Source organism: Kineococcus rhizosphaerae, assembly GCF_003002055.1.
In the GTDB taxonomy this organism is placed as follows: domain Bacteria; phylum Actinomycetota; class Actinomycetes; order Actinomycetales; family Kineococcaceae; genus Kineococcus; species Kineococcus rhizosphaerae.
Genome location: NZ_PVZF01000007.1, coordinates 197,225 through 217,461 on the forward strand (window position 1 = coordinate 197,225; position 20,237 = coordinate 217,461).

Genomic DNA, 20,237 nt, shown 5'->3' on the forward strand with positions numbered 1-20,237 from the left:
AAAGTGCCGGGTCAAGCGGTTCCGGGTAACGGCGCCGTCACGACGCCGCGGGAGCGGTCAGGTGCGCGCCGGGCCGCTGCTGGCGCGGGCGACGAGGCGGGCCCCCACGAGCACGCCCTCGGCGGGTTCCCCCTCGATCGCCGCCGTCATGCGTTCCAGGCAGCGCGCCCCCAGCGCCGTCCAGTCCGGGCGCACCGTCGTCAACGGGGGGAAGAAGTGCTCCGAACCCTCCACGTCGTCGTACCCGACCACTGAGACCTCTTGCGGGACAGGCACTCCAGCGTCGGCGAAGGCGTGCAGCAGCCCGAGGGCGAGCTGGTCGTTCGCGGTGAACACCGCCGTCGGCAACGGCTGGACGTCGCGCCGGCCGAGGAGTTCGCGGCCGATGCGGAACCCCGAGGAGGCCGTCCAGTCCCCCGGCAGCGGATCGCTCGTGGCCAGCCCGGCCTGCAGCAGCGCGTCGAGCCAGCCGCGCTCGCGCGCCCGGGCGTCCAGCCACACGCGGGGACCGCTGACGTGCACGATGTCGCGGTGCCCGAGGTCGATGAGGTGCCCGACCGCGAGCCCGGCCCCGGAGTACTGGTCGACGGCGACGGTGTGGATGCCGCCACTGACCTGGCTGGGACCCACCATGACGACGGGAACCCTTCTGCTGTAGTCCTTCACGGCCCGCACGGCCTCGTCGTGGGAGGCGATGACCACCACCCCGTCGACGCCCTGGTCCAGGAAGTGCTCCAGGGTGGCCTGGACGGTCGCCACCTCCCAGCGCGTCACCGTCGCCACCGAGACGTAGGTGCCCTGGCTGCGCGCCGCGTTCTCCACGGCGATGAGCGTCATGGTCGGCCCGTACAGCGGGGAGTCCTCGGTGATGACCCCGATGGCCCCCGTGCGGCGGGTCACCAGGGCGCGGGCGGCCTCGTTGCGGCGGTAGCCGAGCTCGGCGATCGCCTCCTGGACCCGTTGCCGCGTAGCGGGTTTGACGTTGGGGTGGTCGTTCAGCACCCGCGAGACCGTCTGGTGCGAGACCCCGGCGAGCTTGGCGACGTCGCTCATCGCCGGGGGCCGGTCGCGGGCGCCGCGGGCGGTGCCGTCGCGTTCGAGGCCGGAGGGCGCCTCAGGCACGACGACCGTCCCGCGGCCCCGGCGCGCAGCCGTCGCACCGGTCGATGACCATGGAGTCCTCCGTCGGATTGAGAGCGTTCACATCCTAGGCGTCCACGGGGTCCGGCGGAAGAGAACCGGGGAGTCCACCGCGTCAGACGGCGGAGCGGGTCAGCGCCTCGAGGACCTCGGCCAGCCCGTCGTCCTCGACCGACCCCGTGACGGCGTCGGCGGCGGCCTTCACCTCGTCGGGGGCGTTGCCCATGGCGACCCCGCGACCGGCCCAGCGCAGCATCTCGACGTCGTTGCGGCCGTCGCCGACCGCCACGGTCCGCTCGCGCTCGACGTCCAGGCGCATCCGGACCTCCTCCAGCGCGCTGGCCTTCGTCACGCCGTCGGGGGCCAGGTCCAGCCAGGCCGTCCAGCCCACCGAGTACGCGACGCCCTTCAGCCCCACCTCGTCGACCAGCCGGGAGAACTCCGCCGACGTGTGCTCGGGACTGCGGATGATGACGCGCATGACGGGTTCGGCGAACAGCTCGTCGAACGGCACGACGGTCATCTCCCCGGTGAGCTCACCGTCCGGGAACGGGGCGGTGAGCTTGTACCCCCGGCCCAGGACCTCGACGGCGAACAACCCGGTGGGCAGGTTCTCGCGCAGGAGCTCGGCCACGCCCGACGGGTCGAACGTGTGCAGCGAGACGACGCGGTACCCCTCGGGTTCGGCGGGGTCGAGCTGGACCGTGACCGCCCCGTTGGAGCACACCGCGAAACCGTCGTGCAGCCCGAGGCGCTGCAGCACCGGCAGCGTCCCGTGCAGCGAACGGCCCGTCGCGACGACGACGTGCGCCCCGGAACCGGCGACCCGGTGCACCGCGTCCCGGACCCGGTCCGACAGGGACTCGTCGAGGTCGACGACGGTGCCGTCGACGTCCAGGGCGACGAGCAGCCCCTCCAGGCTCACCGCGGGGCCTGTCAGCCGGCGACGGGCGTGAGCACGTCGAGCCCCAGGAAAGGCTGCAGCGCAGCCGGGACCCGCACCGAGCCGTCGGCCTGCTGGTGGTTCTCCAGGATCGCGACGATCCACCGGGTGGTGGCCAGGGTGCCGTTCAGCGTGGCGACCGGCCGCGTGCCCGACCCCTCCTCGAGGCGTTCGCGGACGCCGAGGCGGCGGGCCTGGAACGTCGTGCAGTTCGACGTCGAACTGAGTTCCCGGTACGCGCCCTGCGACGGGATCCACGCCTCGCAGTCGAACTTGCGGGCCGCCGAGGTGCCCAGGTCCCCGGCCGCGGTGTCGATGACGCGGTACGGGACCTCGATCGCGGCGAGCACCTCCTTCTCGAACCCCAGCAGGCGCTGGTGCTCGGCGGCGGCGTCCTCCGGACGGGCGTAGGAGAACATCTCCACCTTGTGGAACTGGTGGACGCGGATGATCCCGCGGGTGTCCTTGCCGTAGGAACCGGCCTCGCGGCGGTAGCAGGCCGACCAGCCCGCGTAGCGCTTCGGCCCCTTCGACAGGTCGAGGATCTCGTCGCCGTGGTACCCGGCGAGGGCGACCTCGGAGGTCCCCGTGAGGTACAGGTCGTCCTCCTCGAGGTGGTAGACCTCCGCCGCGTGGGCCCCCAGGAAACCGGTGCCCGCCATCACCTCGGGCTTGACGAGGGTCGGGGTGATCATCGGGGTGAAACCGTTCGCGACGGCCCGGCTCACGGCGAGGTTCAGCAGCGCCAGCTCCAGCCGCGCGCCCACACCGGTGAGGAAGTAGAACCGCGAACCCGACACCTTCGCGCCGCGCTCCATGTCGATCGCGCCCAGGAGCTCACCGAGTTCGAGGTGGTCGCGCCAGGCGTCCAGGCCCTCGGGCAGCGCCGGCGGGGCGCCGACCTCCTCGAGCACGACGAAGTCGTCCTCGCCGCCGGGCGGGACGCCGTCCTCGACGACGTTCGGGATGGTGCGCAGGGCGGCCTCGAACTCGGCCCCGACCGCGTTCGACTCGGCCTCGGCGGCCTTGACCCGCTCGGACAGGTGCTTCACGCCCGCGAGGAGCTTCTGCTTCTCCTCGCCCTTGGCGGCGGCGACGTCCTTGCCGCGGGACTTCTGCTCGGCGCGCAGCTGCTCGAACTCCGCGATGGCGTTGCGCCGCCGCGCGTCGAGGTCGAGGACCCGGTCGACGACGCCGTCGTCCTCACCGCGGGCCCGTTGGCTGGCGCGGACGACGTCCGGTTCGTCCCTCAGCAGTCGCAGGTCGATCACGGCTAGACACTAACGGGTCGGCCCCCGCCGGGCCGCGTGACTTCCCCCCGCCGTGCGGCGGTCCTCGATCACCGCGAGGGGCTCCTCGACCGCGGTGGTGGGGGCGGGCACCCGCTAGCGTGGGCGGATGACGGTCGCCGACGTGTTCGACACCGGCGCTGTCGCCGTCTTCCTCGCCCTCGCGGCCGTCGTCGCGTTCACCCTGCTCGCCCGCGAGCGCCGCACGACGCGCCGGCTGCGCACGCTGCAGGTCGCGGACGTCCCGGCCGGGGCGCGGCAGCGGCGGGCGGCGATCGTCGTGAACCCGACGAAGTTCTCGGCCCTGGACGAGCACGCGCTGCGGCGGCGGCAGGCCTACGTGGCGGCGGTGTTCCGCTCGCACGGCTGGGCGGACCCGCTGTGGTTCGAGACGACGCCGACCGAGCACGGGCGGCGGCAGGCGCGGGAGGCGCTCGCGCAGGGCGTCGACATCGTGCTGGCGGCGGGGGGCGACGGGACGGTGCGCTCGGTGGCCGAGGGGCTGACGGGGACCTCGACGCCCATGGGCTTGCTGCCGGCGGGCACGGGGAACCTGCTGGCGCGCAACCTGGACGTGCCGCACACGGACCTGGCGGCGGCGCTGGACCTGGTGTTCTCCGAGGAGGACGTGCGGGTCGACGTGGGCTGGCTGGAGGTGGACCGCTCGGGCCGGGACACCGACCCCGAGCGGCACCTGTTCCTCGTCATGGCCGGGCTGGGGTTCGACGCGGCGATGATGGCCGGGGTCGAGGACCGGCTGAAGCAGCGGCTGGGCTACGGGGCGTACGTGGTCTCGGGGGCGCGGGCGTTGTGGGGGCCGCAGGCGAAGGTGCAGGTCTCGGTGGACGGGCAGGCGCCGACGGCGGTGCGCACGCGGGCGGTGATCGTGGGCAACTGCGGGAAGCTGACGAAGCAGCTGGTGCTGATGCCGGACGCGCGCATCGACGACGGCCACCTCGACGCGGTGGTGCTGTCCCCGCGCGGCGGCATCGGCTGGGGTGAGGTGGCCTGGGCGATCGCGACCCGCGACCGGCGCGGTCAGCGACGGGTGAAGCACCTGCACGGCAAGCGGTTCGAGGTCTCGTGCGCGGAGCCGCAGGAGGTGGAGCTGGACGGGGACCCGATCGGGACGGCGCACCGGCTCACCCTGAGCGTCGACCCGGCCGCGCTGTGGGTGCGCTGCCCCCCGCTGCGCTGAGGGCTCAGCCCGCCCGCTCGAGGGGGTGCCCGCCGTCGACGACGGTGCGGTCGCGGCCGGTCCGCTTGGCGCGGTAGAGGGCGGCGTCGGCGCGGGCCAGGACGGCCGGCGGCACCTCGGCGCCGTCCCAGGTGGCGACGCCGATCGAGCAGGTCTGGCCGTCGGGGACGCTGTCGTGGACGGCGCGCAGGACGCCGAGGGCGGTGTGCGCGGCGACGCCGGGCAGCAGCACGGTGAACTCCTCCCCTCCCCAGCGGGCCAGGAACACCCCCGGCAGGGCGTGCGTCCAGGCCCGGGCGGCCCGGACGAGCAGGTCGTCACCGCCGTCGTGGCCGCGGGTGTCGTTGTAGGCCTTGAAGTGGTCGAGGTCGACGATGGCGACGCTGACCGGGCCCCCGGCGCGGGCGGAGGCGAAGACGCGGGCGACCTCGGCGTCCCAGGCGCGGCGGTTCGGCAGGCCCGTGAGCGGGTCGGTCTCGGCGAGGCGCTCGACGAGGGCGGCCTGGCTGCGGGTGACGCGCAGCAGGTCCCAGAGGCGGACCAGGACGAGCGCGACGACCACGACGGTCACGATCCCGAGGGCGACGCCGTGGTCGCCGGCGCCGGGGACCAGGTGCTCGAGGACGCCGGCCAGCGGCGGCAGGAGGGCGGCGGTCCCCAGCAGGGGCAACCGCACGAGCGGCGCGCCGGGGCGGTCGGCGACCGGCGGGCGCCCGAGCCGCGGCGCCGACGGGCTGCAGGCGGCGGCGGTGACGCAGGCGTAGAACACCAGCCACAGCAACCGCGCCCAGCGCGGCTGCTCCGCCTGCCCGGCGGCGACGAGGACCGCGACGGTGACGTCGGCGACGACGCTGGCCAGCAGTCCCGCCGTCAGCCACCAGAACGCGCCGGGCCGCCCGCTGCGCCACCCCGTCGTGCGGACCAGGAGGAACACGACGGCGATGTCGGCCACGGGGTAGGCGGCGGCGACCAGCCGGGCCAGCAGCTCCTCGCGGGACCCGTCGAGGGCGGGCAGCACGGTGTAGACGACGAACAGCATGCCCACGCTGCCGGTCACCACGACGACGTCCAGCATCGACCCGCGGCGCAGGCCGCCGCGGGGGGCCGGCAGCAGCCGCAGGACGGCGAGGAACTGCGCGACCTGCCCGGCCAGGAAGAACACGTCCGCCGGGGAGGGCGAGGGCGAGGCCCCGACCAGGTCCAGGTGGGCGGTCACGACCTCGGCGGTCGTGAACAGCAGCTGGGTCAGCACGAGGAGCCGCCAGGGCCGTCGGGCCGGGGAGGCGGCGACCACGGCGAGCAGGACGAGCGCGCAGGCGACGACGAGGGCGGTGTAGGCCAGGGACTCGGGGCGCCCGGCGGGCAGCAGCAGGTAGCCGGGGGCCAGCAGGACGAGGGCGGCGGCGACGAGGAAGTCGTACCGGCGCGCGGGGACGGTCCCGGCCCGGTCCGCGGGTCCGGTCGCGCGCAGGCCCTCCCTCACGCCCGCACCCGCTCGGCGCCGGCCCCCAGGGCGCGCGCGGCGCGGGCGGCGGCGGCGACGGCGGCGTCGCGCAGCACGGGGGCGAGGTCGTGCTGGGTCTGCCGCCAGCACTGGACCAGGACGAAGCGGACGCCGCGCTCGTCGACGACGGGGACGGTGAGCACGGCCCGCGCCCCGAAGCGGTGGGCGATCCCGGGGTCGACGACGGAACTGGTGCCGGTGTCCGGCACCCACACCGGCCGGCGGCTGGCGATGGTGCGGGCGACGGCGCTGCGGCCGCTCGCGTGGAAGGGGACGCCCTCGACGACCGCGGGCTCGACCCGGCCGAAGTGGGCGACGACGTCCCAGCGGTCCTCCAGCGGGCAGACCTGCCGGACGAGGACGCTGAAGTCGGGGCGCGTGAGGTCGTGGACGGCGCGGGCCAGGCCCTCGCCGACGGCGGTGTCGTCGGAGGCGCGCTCGACGTCGGCCATGACCTGCAGCAGGCCGTGGAGCCGGTCGAGGACCCCGGCGGGTTCGACGCCCTCGAGGTGGTCGGCGACGAGCCCGGCCAGGGTCCGCAGCTGCGCGCGCCGGTCGGCGTCGAGGGCCACGGGGCGGCGGTCGTAGACGCACAGGACCCCGAGGCAGCGGCCGTGGGCGTCGAGGACGGGCACGCCCGTGAGGTGGCGGACCCCGTTCTGCGCGATCGCCCCGCCCACGAACCGCGGGTCGGTCCCGCAGTCGTACTCGACGACGTCGTGCTGCAGGACCGTCCACGCGCAGGGGGTGCCGTCGCGCGGCACCCGCGTGAGGTCGTGCCCGTGGGCGGCGAGCACGTGGACGTGGTCCTCGGTGACGACGTTGAAGCTGGCGAACTCCGTCCCGGCGACGGTCGCGGCGAGCTCGGTGACGCGGCGCAGCAGCCGCTGGGCGCGGTCGGCGGTGGCCAGGACCTCGTGGGCGAGCCGGGCGCGCCCGGTCTCGTCGACCGGCCGCGGGGCCCGCACGGGACCGTCCAGGCCCGCCGGGGTGAGGTCGAGGACCTGCGGGGCGCTCGCGAGCGCACCGGTGAAGACCTCCGCGGCCGGCACCGGCCGCGAGAAGTGGAAGCCCTGCAGGACGTCGGCGCCCAGCCCGCGGACGAGGTCGGCGGTGCGGGCGTCCTCGACGCCCTCGGCGACGACCTCCATGGACAGCCGGTGGGCGAGGTCGACGAGCGCGCGCACGATGGCGGCGTCGGTGGGTGCGTGGGGGGCGGCGGCGACGAAGGAGCGGTCGATCTTCAGCTCGTCCGCCTCGAGCTGGCGCAGCATCGTCAGCGACGTGTAGCCGGTGCCGAAGTCGTCCAGGGACACGCGGGCCCCGGCGGCGCGCAGCGCGGCGAGGACGGCGGCCGCCCCGCACGGGTCGTCGAGCAGGGCGCTCTCGGTGACCTCCAGGGTCAGGGTCCCGCGCTCGAGGCGGTGCTCGGCCAGGACGTCGCGGACGGTCTGGACGAGGGTCGGCTCGCCGAGGACGGCGGCGGACAGGTTCACCGAGACGCCGACGTCGTGGCCGTCGGCGCGCCAGGCGGCGCACTGGGCGACGGCCTCGCGCAGCACGAAGCGGGTCAGGCCGACGATGGTCTGGCTGCGCTCGGCGAGCGGGACGAACGCCCCGGGACCCAGCAGACCCCGTTCGGGGTGCTGCCAGCGCACGAGGGCCTCCACGCCGACGACGCGGTGGGTGCCGGCGGTGACCAGCGGCTGGTAGTGGACGCGCAGCTGCCCGTCGGCGATGGCCCCGGGCAGTTCGGTGTGCAGGGCCAGGGCGTCGACGTCGAGGGCTGCGGTCCCCTCCGCCACGGCGGTGCGCGTCGGGGTCGTGTGCGCGCCGAGGAGGGCGACGTCGGCGGCGGCGAGCAGTTCCTCGAGGTCACGGCCGTGGTCGGGCACGCAGGCGACGCCGACGGAGGTCTCCGGCCGCACGTGCAGCCCGCGCCCGGCGCTGCGCCCGGAGAGCACGACGGGTTCGAGCAGGACGCTGCGCAGGGCGATGCCCTCCTGGCGGCCGGTGGCCAGGGAGTCCCCGGCGGACCCGGTCGTCAGGGGGCGGACGACGGCGAGGGTGTCGGGTGCCACCCGCGCCACGACCGCGCCGGGCAGTTCGGCGAGCCGGCGGGCCGACTCGGCCAGGACGACGTCGGCGGCCGGGCCGCCGAGGGCCAGCCGCAGTTCGCGCAGGTCGTCGTGGTGGACGACGGCGACGGTCCACGCGGTCGGCGCGTCCTCGGGCACGTCCCGCAGCGCGGCGGCGCACCGCTCGAGCAGACCGCGCCGGTTGGGCAGGTCGAGCACGTCGTCGCGCGCGGCCCGGCGCTGGGCCGCGCGCACGACCAGGCGCACCAGGACCGTCGGCACGACGGTCGTGGCGGGCAGCGCGGCCAGCCAGCCCCCGATCTCGTGCCCGTGCCCGGCGGTGGCCAGGGCCAGCGGCAGGCCGGCGAAGGGCAGGGCCGTGTGCAGGACGACCGCCCGGCGCGAGCGCAGGGAGGCGGTGCAGGTGGCGCCGACGGCGTAGAACAGGACGAACGCGCCCGTCGCGGGCGAGCCGTCGGCGAAGTGCACGGACAGGGTCGTCAGGAGCGTGCCGACGGCGACGGGGACCTGCGGGGACGCGCGGACCAGCGAGGGCACGAGGGCGAACAGCAGGCTCGCGAGCACCCCGACGGCCGCGACGGCCAGCAGCGGCCCGCGGTCCAGCCCCGACCAGCCCGGCCACCCGGCGATGCCGACGGCCGCCACGGACGCCGTGGCGTGCGCGGCGACGACGACCCGGCGGTCGAGCTCGGGCGCGGGCGCGCGGTCGGGAGAGCTGGTCACGCAGAGTGGATCGACCCATCACGTCAACCTCTAGATGCGCCGTCCGAGTGTCACGCCCCCGGCGGGTACGGGATGCGCACCGGCCCGGTGCGTGGTGTCGTTCCCCGCGCACGTGGTGAGCGGGAGGAGACGTCGTGGGACTGCTGGACCGACTGTTCGGGCGGCGCGGGGACGGGGCGGAGCAGGAGCCCCGGCCGGAGCCGCCGCGCTCCCCCTCGCCCCCGCCCGCGAGCGCCGGCGGCGGGGGCCCGGCCCCTCAGGACCCCGACCGCGCGGCGATCGAGCGGTACCGCTACCTGCTGCGCACGGCCCCGCCGGACCAGCTGGAGGAGGCGCACGCCGAGGCCTTCGCCAAGCTCACCCCCGAGCAGCGCCGGCAGGTCCTGGAGCAGCTGTCCGCCGTCGTCCCGGCCTCCGAGCGGGGCGCGGACGACCCCCGGAGCCTGGCGCGGGCCGCGACCCGCGCCGAGGTCCGGCAGCCCGGGACGCTCGTGCAGGTCTTCACCGGCCCCGGACCCGGCTACGGACCCGGCTACGGCGGCGGGTTCGGCGGTGGTGGGTTCGGCCGGGGCTTCGGAGGAGGCTTCGGAGGGGGGATGGGCCTGGGCGGGACGCTGCTCACGAGCGTCGCGGGCGCCTTCGTCGGCACGGCCCTCGCCGACGCGCTGATCCCGGACGACTTCGGCAACGAGCACTGGGGCGACGACCAGGCCTTCGAGGCCGGCCAGGAGCAGGGGTACGACCAGGGCTACGACGCCGGGTACGACCAGGGGCAGGACCAGGGGCAGGACCAGGGGCAGGGCCACGAGGACGCCGGGTACTCCGACGCGGGGTACTCCGACGGTGGTTTCGACGGCGGGGGCTTCGACGACGGCGGGTTCGACGGCGGGGACCTCGACGTCTGAGGACGGCCCGTCCCGCCGATCACGACGGGTGCCCGAGCACGGCGGTCCGCCCGCCGTCCCCGCCGAACCGGTCGCGGGCTGGTCCGCAGGCCGGCTGGTGCAGTACGACCGACGGGTGGAGCAGAAGAGGTCCTCGCCGGAGCCGACCGCGTCCGAGCAGCGACGGCTGCTGGAGGAGCAGTGGCAGGCGTTCGACGCCCGCTGGCAGGCACTGGCCGATCGACCGGAGCTGGCACGGGCGCGACGACGCGCCCTGGCCGGTCTCGACCGGTTGGCCGAGGGCCGTGACACCTCCGCCACCGAGCGCGACACCGCAGCCTCCGAACGCGACGACCAGGCCGAGGGGCGCGACACCGCAGCCACCGAGCGCGACCTCACCTCCTTCGAGCGCGACGCGGCCGCCGACGACCGGGACGCGGCCGGCGCGCAGGCCGACGACGTCCGCGGTGCGCGCGGTGAGGACACCACCGCCTCCCGAGCCGACCGGCAGATGGCCCGCTCCGACCGGCGCGCAGCCGCGCACGACCGGCGCAGGGCGTTCGCCGACCGCGAAGCCGCCGACCGGGACCGTGACGACGCCCGTGGTGACCGGGCGGGCTCCGCCGGCGACCGCGGCCACTCCGGCGACGACCGTCAGCGGTCGGCGCAGCTGCGCCGGCAGGAGGACGCCCACCGGGCAGCGGGTCGGGAGCGCGAGCAGGCGGTGACCACCGCCGCCATCGAGGCGTGCGAGCAGCTGGCCCTGACGCTGGAGCACTGCAGCACGCTGTACGAGCAGCTGGCCGTGCGCGAGGACGACGAGCAGCACGCAGCGCAGCTGCGCGTCATGGCCGAACGCCAACGGACCCGAGCCGGTGAGGCCTCGGCCCGGGCACACCGACTGGCCCACCCACCCGGCACCGGTTCCTGAGCACCACCGGGCGCAGGACCCGCACCCCGGTGCTCACCGCCCCCACCCCCGGGTCCCCGGGGGTGGACCGGGAGGGACCTGAGCGGAGACCAGCTCCGGCACGCCCAGCCGGGTCGCCGTCGACTGCAGGCGCGAGAGCTGCGTGCGCTGGCGCAGACCTGCGCCGCGGACGGACGTCACCCACAGCCGGGCGTTCAGCCGCCCGGCACGCTGTCCGGCCAGCTCGGCCCGTTCCAAGCAGGCAGCGAGGTGCGTGGCGGGGTCTCCGAGGCCGACCACCGTCGCCCCGCCGTCCACCACGACCACGGCCGCAGGAGCGGCGGTCGCGGTGGCGGTGATGCGGACCCTCACCTGGTCACCGACCCCCTCGACCCGCAGGCTCGGCGCGCCGTCCAGGTGCAGACCTCGCCGGTCGGCCTGCTCGGTGAGCCGTGCCCGCACGCGGTGCCGCAGGGTCTGCGGGTAGCGCTGCCACTCGGTCCAGGCGGCGACGGTCACCACGGTGAGGTGGACGGTGGGAGGCACGGCGGTCCTGACCAGGAGCGGCAGCCGGGTCCTCGACACGGCCGCGCGGTGAGAGCCGGGGGCTCGACTCCGCTCCAGGGTGCAGTCCGCGCTCCGTCCCGGCAACCCGCGGTCGCAGCGCCCCGTGATCGGTGTCGCGACCCCGCGCGACCCAGCCGTCCGGGCCGCAGGACGGTCCTACCCCAGCCGGGCGCGCAGCTCCTCGTCGCTGGGTTCGACCAGGTGGGAGCCGTCGGGCCACACGATGGTGGGGATGCGCCGCGCGCCGCCCTGCAGCCGGCGCACCAGCTCGGTGGCGGCCTCGTCGGCCTCGACGTCGACGTAGCGGTGCGGCACGCCCTCGGCCTCCAGCAGCGCCCGGCTGCGCCGCACGTCCGGGCACCAGCCCGCGCCGTACACCACCAGCTCGGCGCTGCCGTCGTCGACGGGTTCCACGGGCTCTCCTCGGGTCGGGGTCCGGCGGCGGGCGTTCCCGCCGCCGCAGGACAGTCTCCTCCGCCCGGGGCGCGCGGGCGCGGTCTCAGGAGGCCGAGCCGGCGCGCAGCCCGTCGAGCCAGCCCTGGGCGGCCACGAAGTCGTCCTCGGTCGGCCCGGTGCCGGTGACGGTGCGGCCGCCGTCGGCGCGGGGGTAGCTGCCGACGAACCGCACCTTCTCGCAGACGCGGTGCAGGCCCATGAGGGCCTCCCCGACGCGGGCGTCGCTGACGTGCCCGTCGCAGTCGATGGAGAAGCAGTACCGGCCGAGGGCGTCGCCGGCGGGGCGGGACTCGATGCGGGTCAGGTTGATGCCGCGCGTGACGAACTGCTCGAGCGCCTCGACGAGCGCACCGGGGCGTTCCTCGCGCAGGAACACGACGAGCGACGTCTTGTCGTCGCCGGTGGGCTCGGGGACCACGCCGGGCCGCGAGAGCAGGACGAAGCGGGTCTGCGCGCCGGCGCGGTCCTCGATCGCCTCGGCGAGGACGTCGAGGCCGTGGGTGCGGGCGGCGAAGGGCGCGCAGATGGCGCCCTCGAACCCGGCCGGCTCCCCGCCGGCGAGCTCGTCGGCGAGGGCCTGGGCCGAGGCGGCCGTGGAGGTCGCCGGGACGTACGCGGCCCCGGGCAGGTTGGTGTGCAGCCAGCGCCGGACCTGCGCGTACGCGTGCGAGTGGGTGCTGACGCGGGTGATGTCGGCCAGCCCCACGCCCGGCCGGGCGGCCAGGACGAAGCTGACGGGGATGACGACCTCGGCGACGACGACGAGCGGGTCACCGACCGCGAGCCCGTCGAGGGTGGCGGGGACGCCGCCCTCGACGGAGTTCTCGATCGGCACGCACCCGACGTCGGCCGCCCCGGTCCGGACGGCTTCGATCGTGGCGTCGACGCTGGTCACGGGCACGGCGGGCGCGTCGCCGACGACGGTCCGCAGCGCGGCTTCCGAGAAGGTCCCGACCGGGCCGAAGAACGCGTAGCGCAGCACGGTCGGACACAGTAGCCGTCCGGCCGCCCCGCTCAGCCGGCCGTGCTCACCCGGCTCTGCGCAGCTTGCGCTTGTCGGTGCGCCCGCTCCAGATGGCGTCGCGCTGGTCCTCGGTCAGCCCGCCCCAGACCCCGTAGTTCTCCCGGTGCGTCAGGACGTGCTGGCGGCACTGGCGCAGCACGGGACACTCGGCGCAGATCGCCAGCGCCGCCGCGTCGCGGTGCTGGCGGGCTGCGCCCCGTTCGAGCTCGGGGTGGAAGAACAGCTCGGGGTCTGCTTCCCGGCAGGCGCCTGTGAGCTGCCACTCCCAGGCGTCGACCGTGGGGCGAAGGCCTCTGCTCGTCTCACTCATTGAATTGCCCCCTCGGTCGTGGTGCACGTGCGGCCACGTGCGGTCACATGGACCGCTCTTGCCCTCAGGGGAGAAAACCTAAACGCTACGCGACCGATCCGTCACTACCCGTGATTCCCGATCGGCGTGTCGCACCACCAGGCGCCACATCACCACCACCGACGCGCACGCCCACCAGAGGTCGCCGTTCTGCACCACCCGGGCCAGCACCGTCGGCACGCTGCGTGACGCCAGGAGGTTCGCGCCCCACCACGGCCACGCGATCCACAGCAGCAGCAACCCCACGATCCCCGCCACCGCGCGGGCCCGCACCCGGGCGTCCCCGACCACCGCGCCCAGCACGACGACACCCCACAGGTAGTGGTGCAGCCACGACACCGGCGAGACCAGCACCGCGACCATCCCGCACGCCGCGACCTCCCCCACCAGCGAGCCCTGCCGGTGCATCCGGCGCGCCAGCGCGTACCCCGCCACGGCCGCGACCAGCGCCAGGACGCCCCACACGGCCGTCGTCGCCCCGTCCGACAGGTACAACCGCAGCACGAAGCCCCGCAACGACTGGTTCGACGACCCCGCGTTGGGCCCCAGCCGGTCGGAGTTCAGCAGCGCCGACGTCCAGAACTCCAGCGACCCCTCCGGCGCGACGAGGAACGTCGCCACCGTGACCCCCACCGCCGCCAGCACCGCGTTGCGCAGCTCCCGCCACTGCCGCGTGATCGCGAAGTGCACCAGGAACACGCCCGGCGTCAGCTTGATCGCCACCGCGATCCCGACGAGCGCACCCCGCGGCCAGCGCAGCGTGAACCGCCCCACCCGCAGACCGTCCGCGCCCTTCAGCAGGTCCAGCAGGCACAGCGTCACCAGGATCACGTTGACCTGGCCGAACCGGATGTTCTCCCCCACCGGCGAGATCCACACGCACGCCGCCGCGACCAGCCCCTGGGCGAGCCCCGCGAACCGGCCCGCGCGGGCCAGCAGCGGAGCGAACGCCAGGCCCACGATCACCCACAGCAGGAGGAGCTGGAACGCCGTCCACACCCAGCCCGCCACCGTCCACGGCAGCAGCGCCAGCGGGATCGACAGGACCGCCGAGAACGTCGGGTACGTGAAGGGCAGCAGCTGCGGGACCTCGGTCTCGAACTGGTACACCGGCCGGCCCAGCAGCAGCGAGCGCCCCGCCTCCCGGTACACCTCCAGGTCCACCTGCCACTGGTCGTCGGGGTAGGCGACGAGGTAGCGGTGGACGATGGGCGCGACCGCGACCAGGAGCACCAGGACCCCCAGCCACCGCCACGCACCGGTCCGGGTGGTCCCCTGGCTCAGCACCCCCCGATCCTCCCCCAGCGGCACACGGGTCCCGACCACCCGCGCCCCTAGCCTGTGACGGTGCCCCACCCGACCGTGCCCCCGTCCCCCGCGCGAAGCACACCTTCCGCCCTGAGCAAGCGCTTCCTCGGGGCCCTGGGTGTGCTCTGCGCCCTCGTGGGGGTGTTCGTCACGGTGGGCGCGGCGCCCGCGGGGGCGGCTCCGGACCGGCGCGCCCCCCTCGTCGTCGTCGGGTTCAGCGGGGTCCGCTGGAGCGACGTCTCCGCCGAGGCCACCCCGGCGCTCGCCTCGATGACGTCGGGAGCCGTCGGGACCGTCGCGGTCCGCAGCGTCTTCACCGCGGCCTGCCCCGCCGACGGCTGGCTGGCCCTGTCCGCCGGCCGGCGCGCCACCGACTTCGACGGCACGTCCGCGCAGCACGCGAGCGCCGCGTGCGCGCCCGTCCCGACGCCCGTCGTGACGGCCGACGCCACCGGCGGCCCGACGTCGGTGCAGATGCAGGAGTACCGGCGCATCGCGGACGGCGACACCTTCAGCGCCGTCCCGGGCACCCTCGGGGCGGCCCTGGCCGCCGCCGGCACCCGCACGCTGGCCGTCAACCAGGGCGCGGCGATCGCCCTGGCGGACACGGCGGGGACCGTCCCGCGCTACGTCCCGGCGAACACCCCCGACGCGGTCGGCGGCTACGTCCAGGACGCGCTGGAGTCCGGCACGCAGGTCGTCGTCGTCGACGCCGGCGTCGTGCGCGACCCCGCGGACCTGCCGTCGCAGGAGAACGCCCCGGCCGCCTCGCGCGCCGAGCAGGTCGTCGCCGTCGACGCGGACCTCGCCGCCGTCCAGCGGGCGATCGCCGCCTCCACCGGAGCCGACGCCACGACCCTGCTCGCCGTCTCGCTGGCCGACGCGGGCAAGACCGCCCACCTGCAGTTCGGGGCGGCGACGGGCCCGCAGCCGGGGTCGGGCACCTACGACGGGTTCCTCGGGTCCCGCTCGACGCGCCAGACGGCGATCGTGCAGACCACCGACCTGACCCCGACGGTCCTGGCGCTGGCCCTGGGCAGCGACCACGGGACGGCGGGCCTGGTGGGGGCGCCGGTGACCTCGACGGACGCGGGCACGAGCGCCGCGGCGCGCGAGGAGAAGGTCCGCGACCTCGACGCCGCCGCGCAGGCCGTCCAGCCGCTCGTCGGGCCGTTCTTCACGGTGTGGGGGGCCTCGCAGATCGTCCTGTACGCGGTCGCGACGATCGCGCTGCGCAAGGCGTGGGGCGGGCAGACCGGGCGCCGCCGGGTCCTGGCGTGGTTGCGGGCGCTCGCGGTCGTCTTCGGCGCGGTGTGCGCCTCGACGTTCCTGGCGAACACGATCCCGTGGTGGCGGGCCGGGGACTCGACGGGCTCGCACCTGCTGGCCGTCACCGGGGCGGTGGGGCTGTACGTCGCCGTCATCACGGCGCTGGCGCTGCTGGGCCCGTGGCGCCGGCACCCGCTCGGGCCGCTGGGGTTCGTCGGGTTCGTGACGGCGGCCGTGCTGGCGGTCGACTGCGCGACGGGCTCGCGGCTCATCACCTCCAGCCTCAACGGGTTGCAGCCCGTGGTGGCGGGCCGGTTCTACGGGCTGGGCAACCAGCAGTTCGCGCTGTTCGCGACGGGGTCGCTGCTGTTCACGATCGCCGTCGCGGACTGGCTGGTCCGCACGGGCCGCCGCACGCCGGCCGTGGTGTTCGTCGCGGCCGCCGGGCTGCTGGCCACGTACGTCGACGGCGTGCTGGGCTCGGACTTCGGCGGCCCGCCGGCGATCCTGCCGGCCTTCGGGTTCCTGGCCCTCGTCGTGGCGGGGGTGCGGATCACGTGGCGGCGCGTCGTCGTCCTCCTGGGCGCGACGGTGCTCGTGCTGGCCGCGATCTCGTTCGCGGACTGGCTGCGCCCCACCGACGACCAGACGCACCTGGGACGGTTCGTCCAGACCCTGATCGACGGCGGGGCGTGGCAGATCGTCGAGCGCAAGGGGGCGCAGAACCTGCGGATCCTCTACGGCAACTGGCTGCTGTCGCTGGTCCTGGCCGTGGCGGCCGTGTTCATCGCGTTCGTCCTGGCCCGCCCGAAGGTGCTGGGGGTCTCGGTCCTCGAACGCGCCTACGCCGCGTTCCCCGTCCTGAAGCCGGGGCTGGCGTGCCTGCTCGTGCTGCTGGTCATCGGGTTCGCGGTCAACGACTCCGGCGCGGCGATCCCGGCGGTCGGGGCGATGCTCGCGGTGCCGCTGCTCATCGCCTGCATCACCCGCGTCCCGGAGGAACTGCCGGCCGTGGAGGAGTCGCCGGCGCGGGTCTGAGGGCGACGCCACGCACCCGGTGCGCCCGGGCCGTGCAGGGAGGGTGGACGTCCAGCGATCCTGCACGTCCGGGATCACCGGGCCGGGCGCGCACGCCCGGCCCGGTGCTCAGATCCGGAAGCTCGCGACCAGCGCGTTGAGGTCGGCGGCGGCCTGGGACACCTCGGCCGCGGTGGCCGCGGTGGCGTCGGCGCTGCCGGTCGTGCGGCCCGCCGAGGCGGCGATGCCGGAGATGTTCGCGGCGATCTCCTGCGACCCGGTGGACACCTCGGTGACGTTGCGGACCATCTCGCTGGTCGTGGCGGACTGCTCCTCCACGGCGGCGGCGATGGTGGCCTGCAGGCCGTCGATGCGGGCGATGACCTCGGCGATCTGACCGATGGCGACGGTGGCGGCCTCGGCGTCGGTCTGGGTCGCCCCGACCCGCCCGACGATCTCCTCGGTGGCCCGCGCGGTCTGCTGGGCCAGTTCCTTGACCTCCCCGGCCACGACGGCGAACCCCTTGCCCATCTCGCCGGCGCGGGCGGCCTCGATGGTGGCGTTCAGCGCGAGCAGGTTGGTCTGCTCGGCGATGGAGGTGATGAGCTTGACCACGTCGCCGATCTCGCGCGAGGAGGTCCCCAGCCGCTGGATCGTCGCGCTGGCCTCGTCGGCGGACATGACAGCCGTGCTCGCCGTCGAGGACGCCTCGGCGGTGGCGGCGGCGATCTCGCGGATCGCCGAGGTCATCTGGTCCCCGGCCGCGGCCACGGTGCCGATGTTGGCGCTGATCTCCTCGGTGGCCGCGGAGACGACCTGGGCCTGAGCGGCGGAGTCCTGCGCCCCGGCGGACAGCTCCCCGGCGACCGCGGTGAGCTGCTGGGAGGAGGCGGCCAGGCCCGCGGCGGAGGCCGACATGCGGCCCACGAGGGAGCTGATGCCGGCGCGGGCGCGGTTGGTGGCCTCGGCCATGGCGCCCAGCTCGTCGGTGGCGTGGACCTCGGCCGCGACCGTCAGGTCACCGGCGGCGACGGCGTCGAGGGCGGCGGAGACGGTGCTCAGCTGGCGGCGGATCAGCCGCAGGACGGCGACGGCGATGCCCCCGGCCAGCAGGAGACCACCGACGAGGACGGTGACGACGATCGTGCGGGCGCGGGCGACGACGGCCTCGGCGTGGGCCTGCCGGGCCGCGGCCTGGCTGGTCTCGACCTCCTGCAGGGTGGCAACGGCCTTGTTGAAGCCGTCCTCGGCGGCGCCGAAGCGGGCGCCGATCTGGTCGTTCGCGGGCATCTCGAACCCGGCGGGCGGGGCCTGGTGCAGGACCAGGACGTCGCGCAGCGCGGCGTAGTCGGTGTAGGAGCTGCGCAGCGCCTCGGTGGCGGCGAGCGCCTCGGCGCCGGGGGCCCGCCGGGCGTAGCTGTCGAGGGCGGCGGCCAGGTCGGCGTCGGCGGCGTGGGCCTGCTGCACGGACGCGGGGACGTCGGGGTTGGGGATGAGGGCCAGGAACTCGGCGCGGTACTGCGCGGCGATCGCACCGCGGGCCGTGGCGATGTCCTGCATGCCCGCGACGTGGTGGGCGCTGATCTGCCGGACCTCGGCGTTGGCGCGCTGCATGCCGACGACCCCGACGACCCCGACGCCGACCGCGACGGCGGAGGCGGCGACCACAGCAGCGGTGATCTTGGTGGTGACGGAGCGGTCGGCCAGGGGCCGACGGGGGCGGGGGGTCTGCGTGGCGCCGGCGGACATGGCTCTCCTCGTCGAACGGTCGGTGGGCGGCCGGCGCGGGTTTCGGCGGGTCCCCAGCTCTGCGCATCGGCACCCCGGGGACCGGTCTTGACCCGGTGGCGGGAGAACGTCCGGAGAAACGTCGCGCCCGGTGCATCCGGGGACGGCCACCGGCCGGAAGAGGGGGGTGACGGGCCGCGCGAGGCGGCCCGCGGACCCGGAGGAGAGAACGATGCGCACCACCCGCAGCACCGCCGCCCTCGTCGCCGCTCCCGCGCTCGCGCTGGCGGTCCCGCTCGCCCTGGTCGCCACGGCCGCCCCCGCGGGCGCCGCCACGCAGGGCCGGGCCACCGTCTCGGTCCTGCACGCCGTCCCCGGCCTGACGGTCGACGTGTGGGCCAACGGCTCACCCCTGCTGCCCGGTTTCACCCCCGGCACGCTCACCGACCCGCAGCAGCTGCCCGCCGGCAGCTACGACCTGGCCGTCTACCCCGCCGGGTCGGACCCGGCCACCACGCAGCCGGCGATCTCGGCGAACGACGTCGAGGTCCCCGCGGGGGCGAACGTGACCGTGGTGGCGCACCTGGACGCCAACGGCACCCCGACGCTGACCCCGTTCGTCAACAGCCCCGACGACCTGGCCGCCGGGCAGGCCGAGCTGACGGTGCGCCACGTGGCCGCCGCCCCCGCCGTCGACGTGCGCGCCGGCGGCACGCCCGTGCTGAGCGGGCTGACGAACCCGAACGAGGCGAGCACGACCGTCCCGGCCGGGACGGTGAGCGCCGACGTGGTGCTGGCCGGGACCGCCCAGGTGGCGATCGGGCCGGCGGACGTGGACCTGGCCGAGGGGGCCGAGACGATCGTCTACGCCTGGGGTTCGGCCGAGGACGCGAACCTCGCCCTGGCCACCCAGGTCGTGCGCGGGGGCGGGCAGTCCCCGACGGGCGTGCCCGCCGGCGACGGCGGGGGCGCCGGGGCCGGCTGGGCGCCGTGGGTCGCCGCCGCCGGGGGGCTGGCCCTCGTCGGGGCCGGGGCCAGCACGCTGATGGCCCGGCGTTCGCGTGCGGCGGCCTGAGCGCACCGCGCACCGCTGGAACCTGCTCGCCGCGGCCCTGGCCGTGACCGGGACCTGCCTGAGCGTCGGGTGGTGGACCGCGCGGCCCGCCCCCGGGTTCGGGCAGCTCCCGGTCGCGGCCCCCGCGCCCGCGCCCCCGACCCGGACCCCGACCGCTGCGGCCGGTCCGGTCGCCGCCGCTCCGGTGATCGGGCGGACGCTCGCCACCCCGACCGTCGCGCCGCGGCCGCCCGCCCCGGTGCGCCTGGAGGTCCCCTCCCTGGGGGTCGACGCCGAGGTGGTCGCGGTGGGCGTGCGCGACGACGGGGCGATGGAGCTGCCCGAGGACCCGCGCCGGGTCGGCTGGTACCGCTGGGGACCGGTGCCGGGGCAGGAGGGCAACGCCGTGCTGGCCGGGCACGTCGACACCCGCCGGGCCGGGGCCGGGGCCCTGCTGGACCTGGCCTCGGTCGAACCGGGCGCGCTCGTGCGGGTCACCGGCGCCGACGGCGCGGTCCGGGAGTTCCACGTCACGGCGCGCGTGGCGGTCGCCAAGGAGGAACTGCCGACGGCCGAGGTGTTCGCCCGGCAGGGACCGGCGCGGCTGGTCGTCATCACGTGCGGGGGGCCGTTCGACCGGGCGAGCGGACGGTACGAGCAGAACGTCGTCGTGACCGCCGGGTGAGTTCGGCGGCGGGTCCTCGTGGGGGTTCCGGTGAGGGTTCCGGTGGAGGTTCCGGTTCCGGGTTCCGGCGTCCCGGCCCCGGTGGGGTTC

Annotated in this window: 17 protein-coding genes; 6 read left to right on the plus strand and 11 right to left on the minus strand. The window is 75.9% G+C overall.

All coding sequences use genetic code 11. The features are described 5' to 3' along the window. Positions 1-57: 57 nt before the first annotated feature. The 3 genes from CLV37_RS14980 to serS all read right to left on the minus strand — a co-directional run bounded on the left by CLV37_RS14980 (position 58) and on the right by serS (position 3,354). A complete protein-coding gene (locus tag CLV37_RS14980; protein ID WP_211298670.1) occupies positions 58-1,122 on the minus strand; it encodes a LacI family DNA-binding transcriptional regulator in 1,065 nt (354 codons plus the stop codon). Between the two features lie 133 nt (positions 1,123-1,255). Next, on the minus strand, positions 1,256-2,065 hold the full coding sequence (locus CLV37_RS14985) for an HAD family hydrolase (protein WP_245885419.1): 810 nt from the start codon (positions 2,063-2,065) through the stop codon (positions 1,256-1,258). An 11-nt stretch (positions 2,066-2,076) separates the two neighbouring features. Then, entirely contained in the window at positions 2,077-3,354 is a 1,278-nt protein-coding gene (serS, locus tag CLV37_RS14990) for a serine--tRNA ligase (RefSeq protein WP_106211747.1), read from the minus strand. A 127-nt stretch (positions 3,355-3,481) separates the two neighbouring features. Between serS and CLV37_RS14995 the strand changes: the two genes are divergently transcribed. Continuing rightward, positions 3,482-4,570: a diacylglycerol/lipid kinase family protein gene (locus CLV37_RS14995; protein WP_106211749.1), complete on the plus strand. Its 1,089-nt coding sequence runs from the start codon at positions 3,482-3,484 to the stop codon at positions 4,568-4,570. A 4-nt stretch (positions 4,571-4,574) separates the two neighbouring features. On the opposite strand, the gene CLV37_RS15000 is transcribed toward CLV37_RS14995, so the two are convergent. Together CLV37_RS15000 and CLV37_RS15005 are read right to left on the minus strand one after the other, a co-directional pair. Next, on the minus strand, positions 4,575-6,053 hold the full coding sequence (locus CLV37_RS15000) for a GGDEF domain-containing protein (RefSeq protein ID WP_106211751.1): 1,479 nt from the start codon (positions 6,051-6,053) through the stop codon (positions 4,575-4,577). Then, positions 6,050-8,896 (minus strand): EAL domain-containing protein, encoded by a 2,847-nt coding sequence (locus CLV37_RS15005; RefSeq protein ID WP_106211753.1) that lies wholly within the window; start codon positions 8,894-8,896, stop codon positions 6,050-6,052. Before CLV37_RS15005 ends, CLV37_RS15000 begins: the two co-directional genes overlap by 4 nt. 134 nt (positions 8,897-9,030) lie before the next feature. On the opposite strand from CLV37_RS15005, the gene CLV37_RS15010 reads away from it, so the two are divergent. Both CLV37_RS15010 and CLV37_RS15015 read left to right on the plus strand, forming a co-directional pair. Further along, positions 9,031-9,801 (plus strand): hypothetical protein, encoded by a 771-nt coding sequence (locus tag CLV37_RS15010; RefSeq protein ID WP_106211755.1) that lies wholly within the window; start codon positions 9,031-9,033, stop codon positions 9,799-9,801. Between the two features lie 115 nt (positions 9,802-9,916). Then, entirely contained in the window at positions 9,917-10,711 is a 795-nt protein-coding gene (locus tag CLV37_RS15015; RefSeq protein ID WP_146149425.1) for a hypothetical protein, read from the plus strand. 33 nt (positions 10,712-10,744) lie between these two features. On the opposite strand, the gene CLV37_RS15020 is transcribed toward CLV37_RS15015, so the two are convergent. The 5 genes from CLV37_RS15020 to CLV37_RS27655 all read right to left on the minus strand — a co-directional run bounded on the left by CLV37_RS15020 (position 10,745) and on the right by CLV37_RS27655 (position 14,373). Beyond that, positions 10,745-11,236, minus strand: coding sequence for a hypothetical protein (locus CLV37_RS15020; protein WP_146149426.1), 492 nt, complete (start codon positions 11,234-11,236; stop codon positions 10,745-10,747). A 177-nt stretch (positions 11,237-11,413) separates the two neighbouring features. Next, complete coding sequence (locus CLV37_RS15025; RefSeq protein ID WP_245885420.1) at positions 11,414-11,671, minus strand: glutaredoxin family protein; 258 nt, start codon at positions 11,669-11,671, stop codon at positions 11,414-11,416. Positions 11,672-11,756: 85 nt separating this feature from the next. Then, a complete protein-coding gene (gene pheA, locus CLV37_RS15030; RefSeq protein WP_106211762.1) occupies positions 11,757-12,695 on the minus strand; it encodes a prephenate dehydratase in 939 nt (312 codons plus the stop codon). Between the two features lie 46 nt (positions 12,696-12,741). After that, positions 12,742-13,047 (minus strand): WhiB family transcriptional regulator, encoded by a 306-nt coding sequence (locus CLV37_RS15035; RefSeq protein WP_106211764.1) that lies wholly within the window; start codon positions 13,045-13,047, stop codon positions 12,742-12,744. Between the two features lie 78 nt (positions 13,048-13,125). Further along, positions 13,126-14,373 carry a glycosyltransferase 87 family protein gene (locus CLV37_RS27655; RefSeq protein WP_170127286.1) on the minus strand — a complete coding sequence of 416 codons (1,248 nt, stop codon included), beginning with the start codon at positions 14,371-14,373 and terminating at the stop codon, positions 13,126-13,128. Positions 14,374-14,433: 60 nt separating this feature from the next. On the opposite strand from CLV37_RS27655, the gene CLV37_RS27660 reads away from it, so the two are divergent. After that, a complete protein-coding gene (locus CLV37_RS27660) occupies positions 14,434-16,701 on the plus strand; it encodes a hypothetical protein (RefSeq protein ID WP_170127287.1) in 2,268 nt (755 codons plus the stop codon). 108 nt (positions 16,702-16,809) lie between these two features. On the opposite strand, the gene CLV37_RS15045 is transcribed toward CLV37_RS27660, so the two are convergent. After that, the gene (locus CLV37_RS15045) at positions 16,810-18,429 is read right to left on the minus strand and encodes a methyl-accepting chemotaxis protein (protein ID WP_245885421.1); all 1,620 of its coding nucleotides are present in this window, start codon (positions 18,427-18,429) and stop codon (positions 16,810-16,812) included. Positions 18,430-18,640: 211 nt separating this feature from the next. On the opposite strand from CLV37_RS15045, the gene CLV37_RS15050 reads away from it, so the two are divergent. Further along, entirely contained in the window at positions 18,641-19,483 is an 843-nt protein-coding gene (locus CLV37_RS15050; protein ID WP_106211766.1) for a DUF4397 domain-containing protein, read from the plus strand. Then, on the plus strand, positions 19,470-20,147 hold the full coding sequence (locus tag CLV37_RS15055; RefSeq protein ID WP_106211768.1) for a class F sortase: 678 nt from the start codon (positions 19,470-19,472) through the stop codon (positions 20,145-20,147). The genes CLV37_RS15050 and CLV37_RS15055 overlap by 14 nt, the downstream gene beginning before the upstream one ends. The last annotated feature ends 90 nt before the right edge of the window (positions 20,148-20,237 follow it).

Excerpts from the sequence above, each read along its gene's own strand:
- CLV37_RS15050 (WP_106211766.1), top strand. The coding sequence starts at position 18,641 with ATGCGCACCACCCGCAGCACCGCCGCCCTCGTCGCCGCTCCCGCGCTC.
- CLV37_RS15035 (WP_106211764.1), bottom strand. The coding sequence starts at position 13,047 with ATGAGTGAGACGAGCAGAGGCCTTCGCCCCACGGTCGACGCCTGGGAG.
- CLV37_RS15045 (WP_245885421.1), bottom strand. The coding sequence starts at position 18,429 with ATGTCCGCCGGCGCCACGCAGACCCCCCGCCCCCGTCGGCCCCTGGCC.
- CLV37_RS14995 (WP_106211749.1), top strand. The coding sequence starts at position 3,482 with ATGACGGTCGCCGACGTGTTCGACACCGGCGCTGTCGCCGTCTTCCTC.